The sequence below is a fragment of the Burkholderia sp. Ac-20384 genome (assembly GCF_017104605.1).
GTDB classification, from domain to species: domain Bacteria; phylum Pseudomonadota; class Gammaproteobacteria; order Burkholderiales; family Burkholderiaceae; genus Burkholderia; species Burkholderia lata.
Genome location: NZ_JAAGPE010000095.1, coordinates 14,734 through 31,318 on the forward strand (window position 1 = coordinate 14,734; position 16,585 = coordinate 31,318).

The following is a 16,585-nucleotide window of genomic DNA, read 5'->3' on the forward strand; positions in this document are numbered from 1 at the left end:
GTTCCTTACGTCTATGCGTCGCGTTCCATCAAGCGCACTTCGGCGTCAAACAGCCGCTGTCTCCCGTTCACCTGCCGCTGAAGCAAAGCATCACGCAGCGCGGCATCCTGGGAAAAGTATTCGTGCGGATACCGGAAACGCAGGGCCATGTAGTGCCGCACATCCCGCTCCGTGACAAGCGCCAGTTGATCGGTCGCCTCGCCAGCAAAATGAGCCAGATGCCGCCATAGCATCGGTTCGTTGTCCGGGTGGTCGTATGCCGGGAAACGCTGGCGAAATTCACGTGCGCAGTCGCGCATGAACCATGCATAGCTGGCACGATCGAGCGCAGCCTCGTCGTCCTGCGTAAGCGCAATGGGCTCGTCCGTCGACGGTAGAAGACGATCGCCTGACGGCGCATCGGCAAACAGCCATTCCCCCGTCTGCTCATCGCCCTCATGCCAGATGAAGCGCTGAATCGGACCGAACAGTTCGGACAACCGGCTTGCCGGCAATCCTTCGCAGAGTTCTTCGAGTTGCCGTGCGGCATGCAGGCCGAAACCGATCGGAAAGCCGTCAGATGCAGTCAATACATGCAGGCGTTGGAGGTGATGAATCAAGACATCGCCATCGTCCGGGCCGAGCAGGATCAATCCGGCCGACTGGCGTAGCCAGTGAGCGACGGCGTGACCATAAAGCGGCTCGTCGAGCGGTACTAGCAGCGGTCCGTGCCGGTACCCTGGCACACCGTACTCCCGGGCGGTATTGCGCCAGACCCAGTGGTAGTCGAACCGCTTGGTCACGGCCTGAACGTCCTCTCCAAGCGCTTCGCTGCAAGCGCCACTCAGGCATAACCAGGGGCGCGGCCCATCCTGCAGCGGTGCCCAGTTTGTACGAGGCAGTGCGTTCACGACCTGGCGCGGCCAGCGCCGGGGCTCAAGCGTCGGATTTATCATGCACTTCCCTTCCCGCACGGGCAGGGCTTGCGCGGACAGGAGCCATCCGCACGCATCGCGCAGGCCTGGTCCATGCCTTGCCCCGCGCGAGGCGCTGCGGGTAACGAGAGTGCGTTTCGCTCTCCGCCACCGCTCTGGCTCATCGGCCCTTTCACGCGAATCGCCGTGGCATCCAGTGTGATGCCGCCGCTGTCGATGCGTACGGTCCCACCTGGTCCCTTGAGGACGACAGCCTCGGCCGCGTGGATTTCGTAGACCTTGGTGCGGTGCTGGATGGCTTGCCCGGCCGCGACGTCCATTCGTCCTTGTACGCGTTGCTCGTAGTGCCCGCCGATCTCCGCCGTGTGGTTGGCGGCCGTCTTGTCGCGGCGGTTGTTGCCGACCTCTTCCGTGCGGTCCTTGCCCGTCGTGATCGTGTGGTTGCGACCGATCGCCAAGAAGTCGTCCTGGCCGATGTCGTGCCGACGGTCTTGTCCGATCGTGACCTGTTCGTCGTGCCCCACCGTCTCCTTGCGGTCATTGCCGATCGCAATCGTCTCATCGTGCTCGACCTGCTCGCTGCGGTCATTGCCCACGAACGTCGTTTCGTCGTGGTTGACGTGGATGTTCTGATCGCGCTGCGCGTGAACGTAGATTTCCTCTTGTCCGGCCTCGTCCTCGAAACGCAGCTCGTTGTAGCCGTCGCCCTTGTGCGTCTGGCTTTTGATCGTCATTCGCGTCTTGTGGCGCGGCAGTTCGTAGGGCGGTAGCTGCAGGCGGTTGTAGGTGCGGCCAGTGATGATCGGCTGGTCCGGGTCGCCATCGAAGAAGTCGACGATCACCTCCTGACCGATGCGTGGGATCGCCATGTGCCCCCACAGCGCACCCGCCCAGTTCTGCGCCACACGGATCCAGCACGAGCTGTGCTCGTCATGCTTCCCCTGGCGGTCCCAAGGGAATTGCACTTTCACTCGGCCGTATTCGTCGGTGTAGATCTCTTCGCCCTCCGGGCCGACCACCACCGCCGGCTGCGGGCCGTCGATGCGCGGGCGCGGCAGCGGCTCGGCACGCCATTCCGCGTCGTCTGGCACCAGGACTGCTTCGTAGCCGTAATACGTGCCGTGTTGTGCGTCGGCGCTTTCTTCCCTTTGGCTGGTGTGTTGCTTGCCGTGATGCACCAGGCTCACCGGACGCCAGCTGCGGTTCATGTCCTCGCGCGGGTGACCAGTGAGCTCGAAGGCGATGCCCGGTTGCAAGCGCGCGTCGTCACCATTCACGATAGCCGTGCGCGCATCACGCCGATGACCACGCAGGCGATCCTGGGTGAACGCCTTGCCACTGGCTTCGTGTTTATATCGCCCCGGATAGTCGTAGCGCGCGTAGCCACGGCCTTGATGATCGAGATCGGTTCCGTTACGCGGGTACTCGTGATTGAAGCGCGGATTCTTGAATGTGTAGTCGCGCTGCACCTGGCGGGCGGTACGTACATGCTCGGTGTAGGCAAAGGTCCGCAGGCACGGTTGCGGCTGATCGCCGCCCGGCGTGGCGTTGTACAGCACGGGTTCGCCATCGAGGCGACCGAAGATGAACAGCCGGTCGCAATGAATCAGCCGGTGCCCCTCCTTGCCATGCCGGAACGCGTAGAAGAAGCCTTCCTCGCGCAGGATGCGTTCGATGAACGCGTAGTCGGTGTCGCCGGCCTGCACGCAATACTCGCGCGCCAGATGCTCGTTGGTGGCCCGTTGCTCGTAGTCCATCGTCAGGCCATGTGCCTTGAGCACGGCGGTGGCGATCCCGGTCACGCTCAGGGTCTGGAAGATCCGCCAGTCGGACGACAGCTTGAGGCGTGCCAGACGCGGCTCGACCACGGCCGAGTAGCGGGTGCGTCGAAAACCGGTATCGCCCTGAACGAACGACGACACCGCACCGTGTACATAGCGTACGGGCTGCCCACCCTGCCAGATCGTGAGCAGGCCGTTGCGATCGAGTATCTGACCGAAGTCGATAGCCGGATCGACGCTGGCCAGTTCGACCTGCAGGAGGAAAGTCTCGGATAACCCCTCATGCAGCGTGAACTCGACGACCTCAAACGACTCGTCTCCGGCAGCAAAGGTAAAACGCAGGTCAGATTGCGTGGGCATAGAAGATCCTTGCCGACCCAGGACCGGGGCAGCAGTCATCAATGGCGAACAGCGGCAAACGACGCAAATAGCGGCTGATTAAAGTGCCTCGGCCCAGCCCCATCCGCTCTCACGGACAGGTTTGCGCTCGTACTCGGCGGGGATCAAAAGTATCGAGCTATCGTTCTAGCGTCTATCGGACGAATCTGAAATTCACGGAAAGATTCACCCAAAGCACGATCCGCCAGCGAACGGGCCCGTAGCGTCGTGTTCGCATCGAGCAAACGAGCGTCAATGAAATGAAGCGCGCTGAAACGCGACTGTCGATGGCCAGTGGACTATCCGGGGATCATCGAAATGGAGAAAAAAAGATTGGGGCGTGGACTCGTCATATCGCGGAAGCGGTGACACGCCCGCGCCGGCCTTCCCCATGAAAAACGCCGCCGACAGTGACTGTCGGCGGCGCTTTCTTCATGTCCGGCTCAACCGTTGTTGACCTGCTGCCGCAAACGCTCGACGTCCACATGCTTCAAGTAGTTCGTAATGTTCTGCCAGATCGGATGGAACCCGTAGCCACCGTGCTGCAGTTCATCGAGCGCCTGCTCGCGCGTCCAGCCTTGATACACCATCCGGTACAACGCCGACACGAGACCCGTACGATCGGCGCCGTGCTGGCAGTGGATCAGCACCGGCCCGTCCTGGTCGGCCGTGCGCAGCGCCTTCAATGCAGTGACCATGTCCTCATCGCGGATGTCCCACGTGTTGATCCGGATGCGCTGCATCCTGATCTGCGTACCGGCCAGGATGGTGTCGTCCGCGTGAAACGAACGGAAGCTGATGACCTTGCGGATACCGAGCTTCTGCAGTTCCGGCACGTCCGAGCGCGACAGCTGGGCGCTGCGGTACAGCGTCGGCGTAATGCGATGCAGGTTGTTCACATGCGCATCGGTCACGCTCTGCGCCCATTTGATGGGCCGGGCGGACACCTCGGAGGCCAGGTCCGCGTGGGCCGGCTGCACGAGCCCGGCAAGCGTGACGGCGAGCGCGGCAATGACGGCGATTTTCATGTCGGGTCCGGGATCAATAAAACGCGCGCTTGCGCTCGCGGGAAACGATGAACAGCACGATCGCGGCGGCGCTCATCGTCCAGTAGTCGGTCGGGGCCACGCCCAGCCAGTGGATATGCCACGGCACGTTGGCCGGATTGAAGCGGGCCAGGCCATACGCGGGATTCAGCACGAACCACAGGAAATCCTCGGTCAGCCAGAACACCATGATGCACGCGATGATCCGCGCTTCGACGCGCCACGACCACCGTCCGTTGAACACCGCGGGCAGGTGAAAGAACAACGCGACGAACGGGAACACCCATGCGTGGTAGCCGGTCATCGGCCGCCCGCCCCAGAAGATGTCGAGCAGCCAGTGATGTTCGATGCGCCACGTCGGCAGGTTGGCGGCCCAACCCGCGCTGCCTTCGATCTGGATCTCGACGTTCGCGAAGAAGTACGCAAGCAGCACGACCCACGCGACGACGAACACCGTATGGCGCGTCGGCACAAAACGCGCGACGCTCATGCAGCCGGCTCCAGGCCCAGCACGCGATCGAGCACGAAGCGGCCGGCCAGCGGCCGCCCGAGCGGCGCGAGACGGCGACGCATGTCGGCAAGACGCTCGGGCGTCTGCAGCAACGCGCGGATCCGGTAGACGAGCGCATCGTCGTCGATCGCCTTCAGCGCGACACCCTGTTCGAGCAGGAAATCCGCATTGCGCTCTTCCTGGCCCGGAATCGGCGAGTTGACGATCATCGGCAGCTGCATCGCGAGACATTCGGACGTCGTCAGGCCGCCCGGCTTCGTGATCACGAGGTCGGCACAGGCCATCAGGCGTTCAACCTGCTGCGTGAAGCCCTGCGGAAACAGCCGGCCCGGATGCTGCGCGGCGAGTTCCTGCAACGACGCCAGCATCGCCTTGTTCTTGCCGGCCAGCGCGATCAATTGGAAGTCGGAATCCATCTCGAGCAGGCGCGCGGCCAGCACGTCGAGCCCGCCGAGGCCCGCGCCGCCGGACATCATCAGGAAGGTCGGGCGCGCGGGATCGAGGCCGAATTCGGCTGCGCAGGCCGCGCGATCGAGCGGCTGGCCGAACGCCGGCATGATCGGGATGCCGCTGACATGCACAGTGTCGGGCGCCATGCCGCGCGCATGCATGCGCCACGCGATCTCGTCGTTGGCCGCGAAATAGCCGCGCATGTTCGGCACAACCCACATGCTGTGCAGGTCGAAATCGGTGACCTGCACCCACACCGGCGTATCGACGCGCCCCTTGCGGATCTCGCGCGACAGCAGTTCGGCGGGCAGGAAGTGCGTGCAGATGATCGCGTCCGGGCGCTGCCGCTCGATCTCCGCGAGCAGCGCCCGGCAATTGAGCCGCTCGATCGCACGCCGGATCTTCTGCGACGGTGCGGCGGGATCGACTTCGTCGGTCTTCTGGTACAGGTAGCCCCACAGCGCCGGCTGGCTGCTGACGAGCTTGATGTAGAGGTCGGTGTACAGCTTGCGGAAGCCGGTGGACACGAAATCCATCACGTCCAGGTGGGTGGCTTCGATGCCGGCGGGATGGTGGTCGGCGAACGCGCGGATCGCTTCGGCCGCTCGGGTATGGCCGGCGCCGGCGCTGACGCTCAGGAGGAGGATCTTCTTGTTTTGCTTTGACATCTGACTGACCGTTTCGATGAAGGTGGTCCGGACGCGGGTTCGCGGCGGCGCTCTCACGCGGCGGCGGTTTGCGTCCGGCTTACAACAAGCTTGGCAGATCTTCGATGGTGCGGGCGGGCGGTTACAGCGAAGCGATCGCAGGCATCGACTGCGGAATCATACTGCGTTCGGTCGAGGGTGCCTGGATCGGGGGTGGCGCGAGACGGTCGGGCGGTCTGGCGATCTGGCGGTCTGGAAGGATAGATGGCGTGGAAGGCGTGGCGCGCGGCCGGTGTGGGCGCCGATGGCACGACGGTCCGGCACGCCGCCGCCTGACGCCCGTTCACGCGTGCGAACGGGGCCAGGTATTTCGGCTCACGCAAGGACGCTCGTGCCGGATTTGTTTGGAATCCTTTCGTATCGCTTCGAAAATGGCAATGCGTCAGCCAGCCTTGTCCCCGTGTTCCCCGAATCAGGGCGTTACAACACCCCGCTTCCGCATCCGTTTCCCGCGAACGATCGGATTCCATCGCGACGTCAGGCTCATTGCGCCTTGCAGTCCTTCGAACGCGACGTCCTCCTTTGGCCCGAATCGACTGACCGCCGGCCACGCGAGCACGTGATCGAGCCACGCCTGCCACTCGTCACCATGAAAGCGGCGACCGACTTCCCGCACGGCGTCCGGTGCAGCGATCACGATGCCCGCCAGCAGATAGTAGGCCCAGAAACTACCCGCGCCGACGAGTTGATCGAGTCGGCACACGGACAACGCCGCGAGCAGCCCGTCCACCGACGCGAGATCGGCACGATGCGTGTGAATGGCTCGTGCAACGAGGTTGTGCTGACCGCCATACGCGGCAACAGAGGCCCCGTCGCCAGCGGCGAGTGCGGCCGAGCACGTCACGAGCGCAGCCATCTCGTCAATGCGCGATGCATCGTTGCGCGGCCCGCACACGCGCAGCACGATCGCGTCGATGACGGCGCCGGGCATCGTCGACGTTTCTCCACTCGCTGCTGCGACGACGGCCAGCCTTTCTCTCAGGTTCTTCGCTGGCGGCATGTCGTCCCGCGCGCCCTTTTCATGTTCAGTGCATTCACCGTCATCGCCCCCGTTGCATTCGACACCGCCGGCAATCCGCTCGAGCGCGGCCCAGCCGATATCGGGATCCTCGAATGCGCATGCATCGATCACGCCGTGCGCGGTGTCGAACACGGCGCGCGACCCGGGGCAGCTGCGTTCGGCTTCGGCGAGTTGCTGCATCGACGGCACATGCGAGCATGCGCCGATCGGGCCGGTCAGATCGCATGCGCAGGCACCGCCGTCCGAGGCGATCCATGGCGCGAGCCGGTGAAGCATCGCCGCCGCTTCTTGGGACAGGTTCGCGCCAGCCCGCATGCGCATCGCGTGCGACGCGATGACGGTCGTGTCGTCGGCGTCACCCGCCTCCGCCGCGCAAGCGGCAGCATCGAGATGTTCGATCAGGTACTGCAGCCACGCGGCCGTGCGCAGCCGGTCAGGCGTCGCGCCGCGGGCATCTCCATACTTTTCTGGATCGGTAAGCATGGGTCTTCCGGGATAGTTCTGGCCAATTGGAATAGTGGTAATTCAGTCGGATCGGATGGCACGGTACGCCGTTCCGCCCCGCAAGACCACGCGCATCGGATCGCGACACGTGTGGTCGACCTGTCATCACGCTGATACGGGCGACGGCTAAAAAACGTCGAAGAAGCGGAAGTCCGCGTACATCCGGCACCACCTTCGTGCGCAGCGCGCACCCGGCCGCGATCTGCAGCGCTTACTGAACGTGGAACTTCGGCGACGTCATGACGGTGCCGTTCACCGTGCAATCCGGCGTCAGCACGGCATTGTTGAACGTCGCCGACGAGTTCTGATCGTTCCACGCCGCCATGACCTTGCTCGGCCCGCATGTGCCGAGCAAGGTCACATTCAACTTCACGTTGTTGATCGACACTTGCGTCGTGCTGTCCACTTGCCCCGTCCACGGCGACACACTGGTCGCACTACCCGTGATCAACCCGCACAAGGAACCACCGGTGATCTGGGTCGACGTGATGTTGATGATGCCGGTCGGCGTGACGGTGCCGTTGAGCGTCAACGTACAGCCGATCGGACTGACCGCACCCTTCTGGAGCGACGTAAACCCCGCCGCCGAAAACGGCTCGCCGTTCGGATTCATCGGCTGGCCGTCCGCGCGCGATACGGTCACCGCAAAAGCAGGCGCGGCCGAAACCGCGGTAAATACCACTGCAGCAACAAGCGATGCAATTTGACGAATTTCCATTTGTACGGCCCTCTCTCTTGATATATGGCGGCCTTACACGAGAAACGCGACCGCTCTGCAGAATGAATCCGGCCGCCGCGCCCATGCACGCGACGGCACGAACCCATCGAAACCGCGTAAGCCCGCCGCATGAACCGCACGGCCCTCGCGCACGGCGGGCATCCGCTTCGATCCGCGATCGCTTACTGCACGTGGAACTTCGGCGACGTCAGAACCGTGCCAGCCACCGTGCAGTCCGGCGTCAGCACGGAATTGTTGAACGCCAGCGACGAGTTCGTATCGCTCCACGTCGTCACGACCTTGCTCGGCCCGCAGGTGCCGAGCAGCGTGACGTTCACCTTCACGTTGTTGATCGACAACTGCGTCGTGCTGTCAGCCTGGCCCGTCCACGGCGACGTACTGCTCGCGCTGCCGCTGATCAGCGAGCACGTCGCGCCGCCCGTGAACGTCGTCGACGTGATGTTGACGATGCCGGTCGACGTGATCGTGCCGTTGAAGGTCGCGGTACAGCCTGCGCTGATCGCTCCCTTGCTGAGGTTCGTGAGCCCGGTCGCCGAGAACGGCTCGCCATTCGGGTTCATCGGCTGGCCGTCGGCCCGCGTAACGGTGACTGCGAAAGCAGGCGCGGCCGAAACCGCGGTGAAAGCCACTGCAGCAACAAGCGATACGATTTTGCGAATGCTCATTTGAACTGCCCCCTCTCTTCACTAATGGCGGCACGCCGCCAGGAACGCGACCTCCCGGCCGGAAAGGTCCGGCCAGCCGGTCGCAGGAAGCCGCCGGCGCGCGTCATGCGCACCGGTCGGCTCAGAACTTGTAGGAAATCCCGACGAACGTGATCAGCGGGTCGGCCTTCAACTTCGTGCGCGTGGTCGCGAGCGTCGAGCCGTCGGCCGCCTTGATTACCAGCGACGAGTAGGTCTTCAGCGGCATGTAGGTCAGCGTCGCCGTTACGCCCCAGTGCTTGTCGATCGCATAGCTCGCGCCGACGTTGTAGACGGGCGTGAACGACGACGACGCCTTGCCCTCCACCGACGTCGCGCCGGGCTTGCCGGCGCCGGCCGCGAGCACGCTGCCGAGGTTCTCGTTGATGTCCTTCGCGAAGTTGCCGTTCAGTTCGATGTTGCTGAACCAGCTGTACGCCACGCCGATCCCGACGAACGGGCGGAACCGCGCCGTCGACGAATTGAAGTAGTACTGCAGAATGATCGTCGGGCTCCACTGCCGTGCGTTCTTCACCGCCGGCTGATTCGCCGGATTGTCCATGTTGACGCTGCCGAGCGCACCGGCCGGGCCGGGCGGCCGGATCGAGCCGTGCCCGGTCAGCGTGAACTCGGGCGGTACGCCGAGCACCGACGTCACCGCGATATGGTCGGTGAAGAAGTGCGTGAGCGTGAGGCCGACGGTATCGGCGTTGTTGACCGTCAGGCTCGTGCCCGGCGACGTGAACGACCCAGGCAGGCGCAGCGGCCCGTTGATCGGCATGCCGGCAAGATTCGTCGTCAGCCCGTTGGTCGAATCCTGCGGCATGATGTGCAGCCAGCCCAGCGTCGCGACGTTGTCGCCCGCCTGCTGGGCCGATGCGAGCGTCGACACGCCTGCGACGACACCCGCGACAATCAGCTTCTTCATGAAGTCTCCCCTCATTCTGTCCGGGCGCCGCGCTTCCGCGCGCGGCGCCACCGTGTCTCCATCCAGGCGTGCGTCACTGCACGAATGCGCCGACCGTGAAGTACGGGTTGCTCGTATCGTTCATGTCGAGGAACCCGAATACGCCGCCGGTGAACACGAACTTACCGGTCGCCGGCCCCGACGCCGCATCCGCATGCACGGTGGTGACGACCCCGGGCACCTTCTGCGTGTAATCGAGGTTCAGCGCTCGCGTGAGCGCGGCCTGCGACGCATTGAACGGATCGAGCAGCGTGGCCTGTGCGCCGACGAGCGCGGTCGCGCGGTAGTTGAACGCGCTGTCGACACCCGTGTACTCGCCGTTCTGCGAGCCTTGCGCGATCGCCGTCTGCGGGCTCAGGAACGAGATGCCCGATTCGTCGTCCGCGCTCGGCGGGCCTTGCGTGAGGTCCGCGTTGGCCGCGCCGGTGCGGATGAAGATCGGCACGAGCTGGTTGCGCAGCTTGCCGACGATCAGGATTCCCTTGCCGGCCTTCGCCGGATCGAGCGCGGCGAGCGTCGGCGGAATCTGCGGCTGGTAGTTGAGCGACTGGAACGCCGGCGCATCCGGACGCAACGTGAACGGCTGGTTCACGGTCGCGCTCGACGCGAGCGGCTGCCCGCCGTTCTTCTTGCCGAAGTTGTCGGTCTCGACGTAGCTGCCGTCCGCGTTGATCGTGACCTGCTGGTCAAGCGCCACCGGCTGGAAGCTCTGCGACGGCACCTGGTGATAGCCGAGCTGGTTGTACTTGCCGGCGATCTTCGTCAGGTCGGTTTCCAGCGACGAGAAGCTGATGAACGGGTAGTACGGGAACGTCGTCTGCGGAATCTTGCCGACGCCGATCACGCCGTTGAACTGGATCGTCGCGCCGGGAATCGCGCCGCCCAGCACGCCTTCGCCGAGGAACAGCCGCGCGGGCCGGTTCGGGTCGAGGCTCGCGTTCTGCATCCGGAACGTGCACTGGTTCAGCTTCACTGTCGGCAGCCCCGTTTCGTCGGCCAGCGTACCGTCGACCACGTTGGCGGGCGCCGTGTCGCGCGTCGGCTGCACGGTGCCCGTGGTGGTCGGCACCGGCGATGCGAGATACGTCATCCGGTATGTCATCTTCGTCGTATCGAGCTGCACCTTCACCAGTTCGCCCGAACCGGAGCCGCCGATGAACACCGTGTTGTAGTCGATCGTCTGCGGGCACAGCCGGACCACCGGTGCGGGCGGCGGGTCGCCGTCGCCGCCGCAGGCGGCCAGCACGGGCGCGAGCGACGCCGCAGCCATCCAATGCTTCACATTCATAGGAATCCTCTTTAATTTCGTTTCGCCGGCGGCGACGCGCGCGCCGCCGGTGTTCCGTGTTCAGTACGCCGTCACTGGACGAACGCGCCGACCGTGAAGAACGGGTTGATCTTGCTGTTGTTGACGACCATCGCGTAGACGTTCCCCGCCGTCACGAGCCAGCCCGTGTCGCCCTTGCTGAAGATCGCCACGTTGCCGTTCGCCCCCTTCGCGTTGAAGTCCTGCGAGGCCGTGATCTTGATCTTGCCGGGCGTCGCCTGCGTATAGTCGAGCGCGAACTGCGACGTAACCGACGACGTCTGCGGGTCGATGAATGCCGCGGTGGCGCCCTGGAACAGCGTCGACGTGTAGTTCGCGGCAAGCGTCGACACGGCGGTGCCGTCCGTGCAATTTCCGGCCTCGGGCATGAAGAACGTGCCGTTGAACGTGCCGGGCAGGTCCGGATGCGGCATCAGGCTATTGAAGCTCGGCCCCGAATTCCCCGGCGCGCCATACAGGCCGTTGGACGTCACCACCCCGCATGCGGACGCGCTCGTCGCACCGATGAAACCGCCCTTGAGCGCATTGGCCGCGACCGGCTGCGCGGGAGACAGCATCGAGATGCCGACTTCCGCGTCGGCGACCGACGCCAGCAGGTTGCTCGCGTCGGCATGCGAGTAGCCGACGCGAATCACGATCGGCACCAGCACACCGTTCAGCTTGCCGACGATCATCACGCCATGCGCCTGGGTCGGCGACAGCAGCACGAGCGGCTGCTCCTGGCCGGCCGACGGATAGGGCTTGCCGGGATTCGCGCCGCTCACGAACACGTTATCGGCGCTGCCGTCCGTGTTCTTGCGCAGCGTCCACGGCGTGCCGGTCGTCTGGCACGAGTAGTCGCTGCCCGACGTGATCGTGCACGTGCCGTCCGCATTGAATGTCTGGTTCCAGTTCACAACATCCGGCTGCCAGCCCTGCGGGGTTGCGGTCTGAAAGCTGCTGCCGGTCGGCGACAGATGAATGCCGACCTCGTTGTAGACGCCGGCCACCTTCGCGAAATCGGTCTCGGTGTCAGTAAAGCCGATAAACGGATAGAAATCGAACGTGCGCGACGGCACGGTGCCGATAAAGAGGCCCGGCGCGAGCGGAATGCCGTCGAACTGGATCGTCGCACCCGGAATCCCGCCGCCGACCACGCCATTGCCGACGAACAGCATCGGCGGATCGGTGCGCTTGATCGTCACCGCATACTTGCCGTCGCTCGTCGCGCCGCTGTCGAGCACGAACGCGCAGCGGTTCTGCTCGGCGGTCGGCAGATTGGTCGGATGATGGAAGGCGCCGCTGATGGTCAGGCCCGCGCGCGTGTCGTTGACCTGCCCCGCAGACGTCGGCACGGACGAGTCGAGGAATTGCATCTGATACGTGAGCTTCGTCGTGTCGAACTTCACCTTCACGTACTCGCCGCTACCTGCGCCGCCCGTATACGTCGTCGTGTAATCAAGCGCGTCCGGACACAGCTTCGTCACGACGGGCGGCGTCGTTTCAGCACCGCTCGGCCCGCATGCGCTCCCCGAGCACTGCGGCACATTGATCGGCCCCGGATCGTCGCCGCCGCCGCAACCGGCGACGAACGGCAGCGCCAGTACCGCGCACGACAAAATCGCCTTCCGCCATTCAGGAATGCAAATCATCAACCCCTCCTTTTCAGGTACGACAAGTCTCGTCCGGACAGGCTGCATGGCCCGCCGGTTGGTATCGCGCCGCGGCACGAACGCGCGGCGCATGACGGTGCGCGCAAGACGGCCGCGATGCCGGTCAGGCAAATGCGGCACACGCCGCGGCGGCAGACAAGCGCTCTCCCGCGGCGCCGTCATGCGGCACGGCGCCGTGAGAACAATCGAAACGGGAAGTGGTTCGCCGCTACACGGCGACAGGACAGCGCAGGGTCGCGATCTGCATCGCGTCTGCATTCAGCGAAAAAACGGGAAACGGCAGTCCGACTGGCCCCGCGGAAAGGCGTCTCATGTATTGGTCTCCATCCGTACGCTTGATTCGTTATCGTGATGCGTCGTTTGTCGAGACTATGATCGGACGATACCCACAAGTAAATGGATGCAGAGTTCCAAACGACCGAAACCGCGCAATCCTAGCGTTTACACGGTGTTTGACAGATTTTCAAACAGCCTTCAATTTATTTGCTCAGACAAATACCCGGGCTGTATAACACGCGTTTGAACAGCGACTGCCAACCCGCGCCTGACCAAGCCAGCCGGGCCTGAGCCGCTTTCTCACATGTTGCGGCGCACCCTTACACGTCGATGATCGCGAGCGTACCGTGACTGCCCGGCAGCACCGCGTGAAGGGTGCCGGCCAGCGCCAGGTACATCTGCCCGGCCTCGACCACGATCGTCTCGCCCCCGACCTCGAGCATCATCCGGCCGTCGAGCACCAGCAGCCCCTCGTTGTAGTCGTGCACTTCCGCTTCGTAGGCTTGCGCATCCATGCGCAGCACCTTGATCCTCGCCGGCCCCACCTCGCCGACGATCGTGGATTTCCACGCGACGGCCTGCGCCGCCGCCACGGATTTGAAATCGATCAAAGACATGCGCCCCGCTCCGTGAACGATGAAAGGAACGCATTATCGCGAGCGCCGCGCATGCCGTCCCGGTACGGCGCGACGGCCTTCGGGCGGCACAGTCGGCCGGCTACCCGCGCCGCCGCCAAGCGGAAACGCGATCGCTGCCCGATTCGCCGAAAACGACGCAAATTGTTCGCGCATTGCAAATAAAGCGACGCGTTATTCAACGATGCGCCGTCAATTCACGCAAATCCGGCACCGGCAACGCGCGCCCTTTCCACGAGAATGCATTTCCATCTATCGATTGCTAATATGGCGGTCCCGCGATCCCGCACCACCATGCCGTTCGACATGACGCCCGTTCGCCATGCCGTCCCCGGTCCCGGCCGCTTCGCAGCGGCGGCGGCACCGGGCACGCACGGCGCACGTCGTCGCGCTGGCCGGCCGTGCCATCCGTGAGCATGCAACCGATCCTTTCCGTCTCCGACCTCTCCAAGACTTACGCGTCCGGCTTCCAGGCGCTGAAGCACGTGACCCTCGACATCCGCCCCGGCGAGATCTTCGCGTTGCTCGGGCCGAACGGCGCCGGCAAGACGACACTGATCGGCTCGATCTGCGGCATCGTCACGCCGACCGAAGGCCGCGTGACGGTCGGCGGCCACGACATCCGCGATCAATACCGCGCGGCCCGCGAACTGATCGGCCTCGTGCCGCAGGAACTGACGACCGACGCGTTCGAGACCGTCTGGGCGACCGTGTCGTTCAGCCGCGGCCTGTTCGGCAAGGCGCCCGATCCCGCCTATATCGAGAAGACGCTGAAGGCGCTGTCGCTGTGGGACAAGCGCGACAACAAGCTGATGACGCTGTCGGGCGGCATGAAGCGCCGCGTGATGATCGCGAAGGCGCTGTCGCACGAACCGCGCATCCTGTTCCTCGACGAACCGACGGCCGGCGTCGACGTCGAGCTGCGCCGCGACATGTGGAAGCTCGTCGATTCGCTGCGCGACAACGGCGTGACGATCCTGCTGACCACGCACTACATCGAGGAAGCCGAGGAAATGGCCGACCGGATCGGCATCATCCTCGGCGGCGAGCTCGTGCTCGTCGAGGAAAAGCACGAGCTGATGCGCAAGCTCGGCAAGAAGCAGCTCACCGTGCAGCTCGAGCACCCGCTCGCGGACGTGCCGCCCGCACTCGCGCCGTTCGGGCTCGAACGCGCGGACGACGGCGCCGCGCTCGTCTACACGTACGACTCGCAGCGCGACGACGCGAGCATCGCGAAATTGATCAACGCGCTCGGCTCGGCCGGCATCGGCTTCCGCGACCTGCACACGACGCAGAGCTCGCTCGAGGACATTTTCGTCAGCCTGATCGACAACCGCCGCAACGGCCTGCAAGGAGCCTGACGCATGAACCTGCATGGCATCCGCGCGATCTACCGCGCAGAAATGGCACGCACGCGCCGCACGCTGATGCAGAGCATCATCGCGCCGGTGATCTCCACGTCGCTGTATTTCGTCGTGTTCGGCTCCGCGATCGGCTCGCGCATCAGCGACGTGAACGGCATCGGCTACGGCTCGTTCATCGTGCCAGGGCTCGTGATGCTGTCGCTGCTGTCGCAGAGCATCTCGAACGCGTCGTTCGGCATCTACTTCCCGCGCTTCACGGGCACGATCTACGAGATCCTCTCCGCGCCCGTGTCGTACTGGGAGATCGTGATCGCGTACGTGGGCGCAGCCGCGTCGAAGTCGATCCTGCTCGGCGTGATCATCCTCGCGACGGCCGGCCTGTTCGTGCCGCTGCACATCCTGCATCCGTTCTGGATGGTGCTGTTCCTCGTGCTGACGGCGATCACGTTCAGCCTGTTCGGCTTCGTGATCGGCATCTGGGCCGACAGCTTCGAGAAGCTGCAGCTCGTGCCGCTGCTGATCATCACGCCGCTCACGTTCCTCGGCGGCAGCTTCTACTCGGTCGACATGCTGCCGCCCGCGTGGCGCGTCGTCACGCTGTTCAATCCGATCGTCTACCTGGTCAGCGGCTTCCGCTGGTCGTTCTACGGGATCGCCGACGTGCACGTGGGCGTCAGCCTCGGCGCGACGTCGCTGTTTCTCGTGATCCTGCTGGCGATCGTCGCGTGGATGTTCCGCACCGGCTACAAGCTGAAGAATTGACGCAAGACGGCCGCACCCCGCGCCGCCGCCGATGACGCATTTGGGCAAGCAGGCGGCGCTTTTCCTCTGATGCGGCATTTTGTGGTCGCGTCTACTGAAGATGAAGCATCGGGGCCACGAAGCACGCGCTTCGCGGCCCTTTTTCATTTCAGAGGACGCCATGCCCGCCGCCACCGCTCCCGCCTCCGCCGCCGCCCGGCTCGAACGCCTGCCGTTCTCCGGCTATCACAAGCGGATCTTCTTCATCATCGCGATTGCGTTCTTCTTCGACTCGGTCGACCTCGGCACGATGACCTTCGTGCTCGGCTCGATCCGCAAGGAGTTCGGCCTGTCGACCGCGGCCGCCGGCCTCGTCGCGAGCGCGAGCTTCTTCGGGATGGTGCTCGGCGCAGCCGTCGCCGGCCTGCTCGCCGACCGCTTCGGCCGCCGGCCCGTGTTCCAGTGGAGCATGGTGCTGTGGGGGGCGGCCTCCTACCTGTGCTCGACCGCGCAGAGCGTCGACGCGCTGATCGTCTACCGCGTGCTGCTCGGGATCGGAATGGGGATGGAATTCCCGGTCGCGCAGACCTTGCTGTCCGAATTCGTGCCGACCGAGAAGCGCGGCCGCCTGATCGCGTTGATGGACGGCTTCTGGCCGCTCGGCTTCATCACGGCCGGCATCGTCGCGTACTTCGTGCTGCCGCAGTTCGGCTGGCGCACCGTGTTCGCGCTGCTCGCGATTCCCGCCGTGTTCGTGCTCGTCGTGCGCCGCATCGTGCCGGAATCGCCGCGCTGGCTCGAGCATGCGGGCCGGCACGCGGAAGCCGACATGGTGATGCACACGATCGAGGCGAAGGTGATGCGCTCGGCCGGCGTCACCACGCTGCCG

The 16,585-nt window shown here is 64.6% G+C and carries 15 protein-coding genes; 3 read left to right on the forward strand and 12 right to left on the reverse strand.

Annotation, left to right across the window (positions count from 1 at the left end; all coding sequences use genetic code 11):
- Positions 1-11: 11 nt before the first annotated feature.
- The 12 genes from G3O00_RS19265 to G3O00_RS19320 all read right to left on the reverse strand — a co-directional run bounded on the left by G3O00_RS19265 (position 12) and on the right by G3O00_RS19320 (position 13,573).
- Positions 12-782, reverse strand: coding sequence for a hypothetical protein (locus G3O00_RS19265; protein ID WP_206143979.1), 771 nt, complete (start codon positions 780-782; stop codon positions 12-14).
- Between the two features lie 149 nt (positions 783-931).
- Complete coding sequence (gene tssI, locus G3O00_RS19270) at positions 932-3,055, reverse strand: type VI secretion system tip protein TssI/VgrG (protein WP_206143980.1); 2,124 nt, start codon at positions 3,053-3,055, stop codon at positions 932-934.
- Between the two features lie 461 nt (positions 3,056-3,516).
- Positions 3,517-4,101, reverse strand: coding sequence for a dual specificity protein phosphatase family protein (locus G3O00_RS19275; protein ID WP_206143981.1), 585 nt, complete (start codon positions 4,099-4,101; stop codon positions 3,517-3,519).
- A 13-nt stretch (positions 4,102-4,114) separates the two neighbouring features.
- On the reverse strand, positions 4,115-4,609 hold the full coding sequence (locus G3O00_RS19280) for a hypothetical protein (protein ID WP_011354160.1): 495 nt from the start codon (positions 4,607-4,609) through the stop codon (positions 4,115-4,117).
- Entirely contained in the window at positions 4,606-5,748 is a 1,143-nt protein-coding gene (locus tag G3O00_RS19285) for a glycosyltransferase (protein ID WP_206143982.1), read from the reverse strand. Before G3O00_RS19285 ends, G3O00_RS19280 begins: the two co-directional genes overlap by 4 nt.
- Positions 5,749-6,199: 451 nt before the next feature.
- On the reverse strand, positions 6,200-7,291 hold the full coding sequence (locus tag G3O00_RS19290) for a hypothetical protein (RefSeq protein WP_206143983.1): 1,092 nt from the start codon (positions 7,289-7,291) through the stop codon (positions 6,200-6,202).
- Positions 7,292-7,523: 232 nt separating this feature from the next.
- Positions 7,524-8,030, reverse strand: a complete 507-nt coding sequence (locus G3O00_RS19295; RefSeq protein WP_206143984.1) for an activator protein — start codon at positions 8,028-8,030, stop codon at positions 7,524-7,526.
- A gap of 182 nt (positions 8,031-8,212) precedes the next feature.
- Positions 8,213-8,716: an activator protein gene (locus tag G3O00_RS19300; RefSeq protein ID WP_206143985.1), complete on the reverse strand. Its 504-nt coding sequence runs from the start codon at positions 8,714-8,716 to the stop codon at positions 8,213-8,215.
- Between the two features lie 121 nt (positions 8,717-8,837).
- A complete protein-coding gene (locus G3O00_RS19305; protein ID WP_174936369.1) occupies positions 8,838-9,662 on the reverse strand; it encodes an OmpW family outer membrane protein in 825 nt (274 codons plus the stop codon).
- A 73-nt stretch (positions 9,663-9,735) separates the two neighbouring features.
- Positions 9,736-10,989 (reverse strand): DUF2957 domain-containing protein, encoded by a 1,254-nt coding sequence (locus G3O00_RS19310; protein WP_206143986.1) that lies wholly within the window; start codon positions 10,987-10,989, stop codon positions 9,736-9,738.
- A gap of 71 nt (positions 10,990-11,060) precedes the next feature.
- Positions 11,061-12,659, reverse strand: a complete 1,599-nt coding sequence (locus tag G3O00_RS19315) for a DUF2957 domain-containing protein (protein WP_206143987.1) — start codon at positions 12,657-12,659, stop codon at positions 11,061-11,063.
- Positions 12,660-13,276: 617 nt separating this feature from the next.
- Entirely contained in the window at positions 13,277-13,573 is a 297-nt protein-coding gene (locus G3O00_RS19320) for a cupin domain-containing protein (RefSeq protein ID WP_166965315.1), read from the reverse strand.
- Positions 13,574-14,007: 434 nt separating this feature from the next.
- On the opposite strand from G3O00_RS19320, the gene G3O00_RS19325 reads away from it, so the two are divergent.
- The 3 genes from G3O00_RS19325 to G3O00_RS19335 form a co-directional block, all read left to right on the forward strand.
- Positions 14,008-14,952, forward strand: coding sequence for an ABC transporter ATP-binding protein (locus G3O00_RS19325; protein ID WP_011354150.1), 945 nt, complete (start codon positions 14,008-14,010; stop codon positions 14,950-14,952).
- A gap of 3 nt (positions 14,953-14,955) precedes the next feature.
- A complete protein-coding gene (locus tag G3O00_RS19330) occupies positions 14,956-15,717 on the forward strand; it encodes an ABC transporter permease (RefSeq protein WP_011354149.1) in 762 nt (253 codons plus the stop codon).
- A 160-nt stretch (positions 15,718-15,877) separates the two neighbouring features.
- Positions 15,878-16,585: MFS transporter (locus G3O00_RS19335; RefSeq protein ID WP_206143988.1), on the forward strand; the 708-nt coding region annotated here is incomplete at its 3' end.